This window comes from Zoogloea sp. (assembly GCF_028693495.1).
In the GTDB taxonomy this organism is placed as follows: domain Bacteria; phylum Pseudomonadota; class Gammaproteobacteria; order Burkholderiales; family Rhodocyclaceae; genus Zoogloea.
Window position 1 is genome coordinate 1 of the sequence record NZ_JAQUVG010000165.1, and the last position, 4,114, is coordinate 4,114.

Here is a 4,114-nt window from a genome sequence, read left to right on the forward strand (position 1 = left end):
CAGTTCGCCATCCTCTACACCGATCGTTTCATCCCGGCCATGACAAAATGAAAACCGTCGAGCGATCCTGGTCATGACCAAGATCACTCGAAACTCGCCTCGAACACAAAATTACTGACACTCCCGCACTCAAGGACACCGATTTCGCACCGGATGGTGGCTTCTCGATACGCAGCGTCTCCGGCGTCGGGGCGGGGCTAGGGCTGTCCCTCGACGCGGGCAGCGCCCAGCTCGCCAAGCTCGGCAAGGCGCGGGATGCCCAGCGCATCCGCAACCAGCAGGAGATGGACGCCAAGGATCAGGAGATCCGGCTCGCCGTCCGGGAGAGCCTGCTGGCCAATGTGAAAAGCGGCAAGACAAGCCCCGAGGATGCCGAGAAACTCATGACCGCACTCAAGCCGCCTGAGACCAGCGGCACCGCGCCCAACGGCACCACTCCCCCCGACCCGACCGAGGCCGCCAAATCGCGGAGCGCGATCGACGCGCTGTTGAAGTCGGTGGCCGACCCGTCGTCTCCGCCCCAGACCGCCGCGGGCAAAGCTTCGCCGATCGACCTGTTCCGGGACAAGCTGGCCCTGCTGGAGGAGATCCGCTCCGAAATGGCCGCCAACGAGCTCGACGACCGCCACGACCTGTATGGCTCGACCTTGGTGCGCCTGTCGGTGGACGCGACCTTGATCCCCGACGACGACACCAGCGCCTGGGGCGTCGTCGAGATGAGGGTCAGGCCGATATTTGAGGAAGATCTGTTCACGGAGAAGGGGTTCATCGAGCGCCTCAACGACCTAGCGACGGAGCGGATGATCCGCGCCAAGAGGCAATACGTCAGGGCGTGCTACGGCAACACAAAGGAAGTGGATCAGGATAGAAGTATGGCAAACGCGATCAGCCGATTTGCGTTTACAGAGCGGAAGATAGATGCGAAGCGCAAGAAAGCGACAGGCGATGACTTTCATAAAACTTCCAATATGCTTAATCAAGCACTGCTGAAGGTAAGAGATAAGTCCTCCATGTTTTGCAAGCCCAAATTCGAGGAGACCTATTTGATCCCTCTTGTCAGTCAAATTTTTCATGTCGAAATTGCGACAACGAGCCTATCAATTCCGGGCTCTTCCCCCATTGATCTGAACGATATGCTCGTCTTGAAGAGCTCTACAGCAAAGGGCCCCTCAGAAAGAAAGTCTTACTCGCTGGACTGGAAGAATGAGAAAGGACCTAGTGACCTCAAGCTATGGCTGGACAAGGCCTTCGAGGGAGTAAAGTCCCTCCCCTACGCCTACGCCGCAACCCCGAAGGAGCAGGTGCAGCGTATTTCCCAAGGCGGCTCGCGGCGCGACGCAATGGAGCTGATGCTGGCCCTGCAGGCGGTCAGCGGTGCGGGGAGCGCCTCCGGCGCGATCTCGATGATGCAGGCCAACGAGGTGATCTCCTCGGCGCTGCACCGACAGCCGCTGGTCGTGGGCTACAGCCGGACGCCCACCAAAAAAGAAAACGAATACCGCAACGTGGGCTGGGTGCTGGGGCCGCGCTTCAAGGTGGAGCAGGATGCACGCGGACGCCCGGAGTTCGGCTTCCGCCACCGGATCGTGCAGAACACCCTGAACGCCGAAATCGCGGTGCCGCAGCTCGCCTCCGGCCTGGAGGTGGTGATGTGCGGCGGCTGGCGCAAGGAGCGCGAAGCCGCCACAACGGCGGGCGGAGCAGGCGAATGCCCGGCTGGGATGACGGTGATCGGGCGCGAGACGGTGTTCCTGCCGCAAAACCCGGAGGCGCTGGCCGAGACCTTCGACCCGGACGCCCGGCGCCCCTACCCCGAACTCTACGCGCGCCGACTCATTCCGCAGGGCATCTCCGCCGGTGAGCAGAAACCAGGCGCACAAGCGGCGGGCTCCGCCAAGCGGTCCGTCCTGATGCTCCAGGGCGTCAACCTATGGCGCAACCCGCAGGTCTTCGTCGGCGGCATCAAGGCCAGCGAGGTGCTGGTGCTGTCGGACATGCGGGGCATCCAGGCCACTTTCGATGTGCCGCCCGAAACTCTGACCGATTGCAGGGCCGACCGCAGCATTACGGTGGTGACATCGACCGGCAGCGTCGACTTCGGCCAAGCCGGCGAGAAGTGCGGGAAGAGTGGAAATACTGAAAAAACGACTGCCCTGCAGACTTCCGGCGCGAAGGGGCCTACGAATAAATGATCGTGCGCACCGCGCTCATTTCACCCCTCTGCGCTCAACAAGAAATTGGAAATCTGCACGCCTGCTTTAATGAAACCAAAGGCTGAAAAATGAAAAAGCGATTTTTTACGCGGTATGCGATCGGCGCCTTAGTGGCTGGATCATTGGCACTGTCAGGCTGTGTCACGAAAGACGACCACTATCGCGGACGCACTTTCGCGGGAGGCGATTGTGGCACGCCTGGCGCCCCCGTCCAGGTGGATGCTAGGTCCGTCAAAGGCAAGTTCCATGGCTTCGAAAAAGAGCATGCGTCAAAGGCACATTCGTCGAAGGCACTCGAATGTGCCGTGCAGTCCTACAACGCCGGGCATCCCATCGCCTACGACATCGGTTTCGTGGAATTCCTGGATGGCGGCGACACACCTATCCTCCAAGAGCAGATGGCCGACGTGCATCGATATCTCAAGGCGCATGCCGAAGAGCCGATGGCAGTCTATGTTTTCGTGCACGGCTGGCGGCATAACGCCGCGATCGACAACGAGGATGTCGCCCGATTCCACACCATCCTGGCTCTAATGAAATCCTACTGGCGTGACGCCGGCGAGCCGAACCGGAGGGTATTTGGGATCTACGTCGGGTGGCGCGGCACCGCATTACACGAGCCCGGCTGGGGTGAGAAGGTGGATCCGATCGTGGCCAGCCTGACCTTTCCCGGCCGCAAGGCACAATCAGACGAACATGCACTTCGCCTGCAGGCTTTCCTAAGTAACCTGGAATCCGGACTCCAGCGCTGCCCCTCCGATCTCACCACACCGCTGGTAGTCATCGGCCACAGTCTGGGCGGTAACATGGTCCTGCGAGCGACACGACCTTTATTTGAGCAACGGCTGCTGGCATCGCCGCAGGGAGCGAAGGTGCCTGGGGTTGGATCCTTAGTCGTGCTGCTCAATCCCGCCAGCGAACTCACTGAGTGGATGAAGCTGCAGCGCGCCTCGCGTCTGCATGCAGATATCGGAGAACCTGATCGCGCTTCGTACTTGCAACCTTCGGACTCGGACTGCGCCCGCCTGTCGCCCAATGCCAGCGCAGAATCAAAGCGCCGGTGCCGTACTGAAGGAACGGAGTGGGTGTTTCCGCCGGACCAAATGCCGGTGCTGGTTAGCCTCACCGCTTCAGAGCATTACAAGAAGGTCGACAAAGGGGCGAGAGAGACCGACGAGATCGCGACCAACACGGCATTTCCGTTATCGCAGCGTGTATTCAAGTGGCCCCGCGAATCCACCGACCTCATCGCGCTGGGGCATGCCCTGCCGGTGCGAGCGTTCCGTACCGATGACGAACTAGATCATGGCCATCCGGACAATCGACTCTACGGCCTTACGCATGAGGCGGAGGTTAATGAGGCAAAAAATGAAACATCAACACGTTATGGCAACATACTTAAACGCGCCGAGTCGGGCACGACATTTTGTATGGCCAACCAGCGGCTGATCCGCGATTCAATTCAGCAGGCGGTGACACGTAAAAAGACCTGCGAGAAAGATCCCGCCCAAAAGGATGACTGCAACCATAAGGCGCGCGGCCGCGACTGGGACCAGCAAAATCTGTGGCTAGGCCCAGCGCTCACGAATCTGAGGTTGAACATCAGGCACGGAGTCGTACGGAACAAATGTGCCTCAAACATAAAATCAAAAGACAGCATATGCAAAGAAATTGGGGGCGAACGACAGATTCCCATATTAGGGGACATATACGACCCTTACTGGAACGTCGGAGTGCACCCGAACCTCATCGAATCTCATGGGCTGTACGTCTCCAATGCTCCCAACTTAAGCCCCCTTATATGCCAAATGCTGGTGCGGCTTGACGCGTCGTGGCCTGGGGTAACTTCGATCAGGTTGGATGTGGCAGCGGGCACACGCGATGGCGTCAAGCACGGTCTG

General features: G+C 59.6%; 2 protein-coding genes. Both read left to right on the forward strand.

What is annotated here, in order from left to right; translation table 11 throughout:
* Nucleotides 1-284: 284 nt before the first annotated feature.
* The gene (locus PHD22_RS16605; protein WP_299869472.1) at nt 285-2,192 is read left to right on the forward strand and encodes a hypothetical protein; all 1,908 of its coding nucleotides are present in this window, start codon (nt 285-287) and stop codon (nt 2,190-2,192) included.
* Between the two features lie 89 nt (nt 2,193-2,281).
* Nucleotides 2,282-4,114: hypothetical protein (locus PHD22_RS16610; RefSeq protein WP_299869475.1), on the forward strand; the 1,833-nt coding region annotated here is incomplete at its 3' end.

Coding starts and splice junctions, on each gene's coding strand:
- PHD22_RS16605 (WP_299869472.1), top strand. CDS start 285: ATGGACGCCAAGGATCAGGAGATCCGGCTCGCCGTCCGGGAGAGCCTG.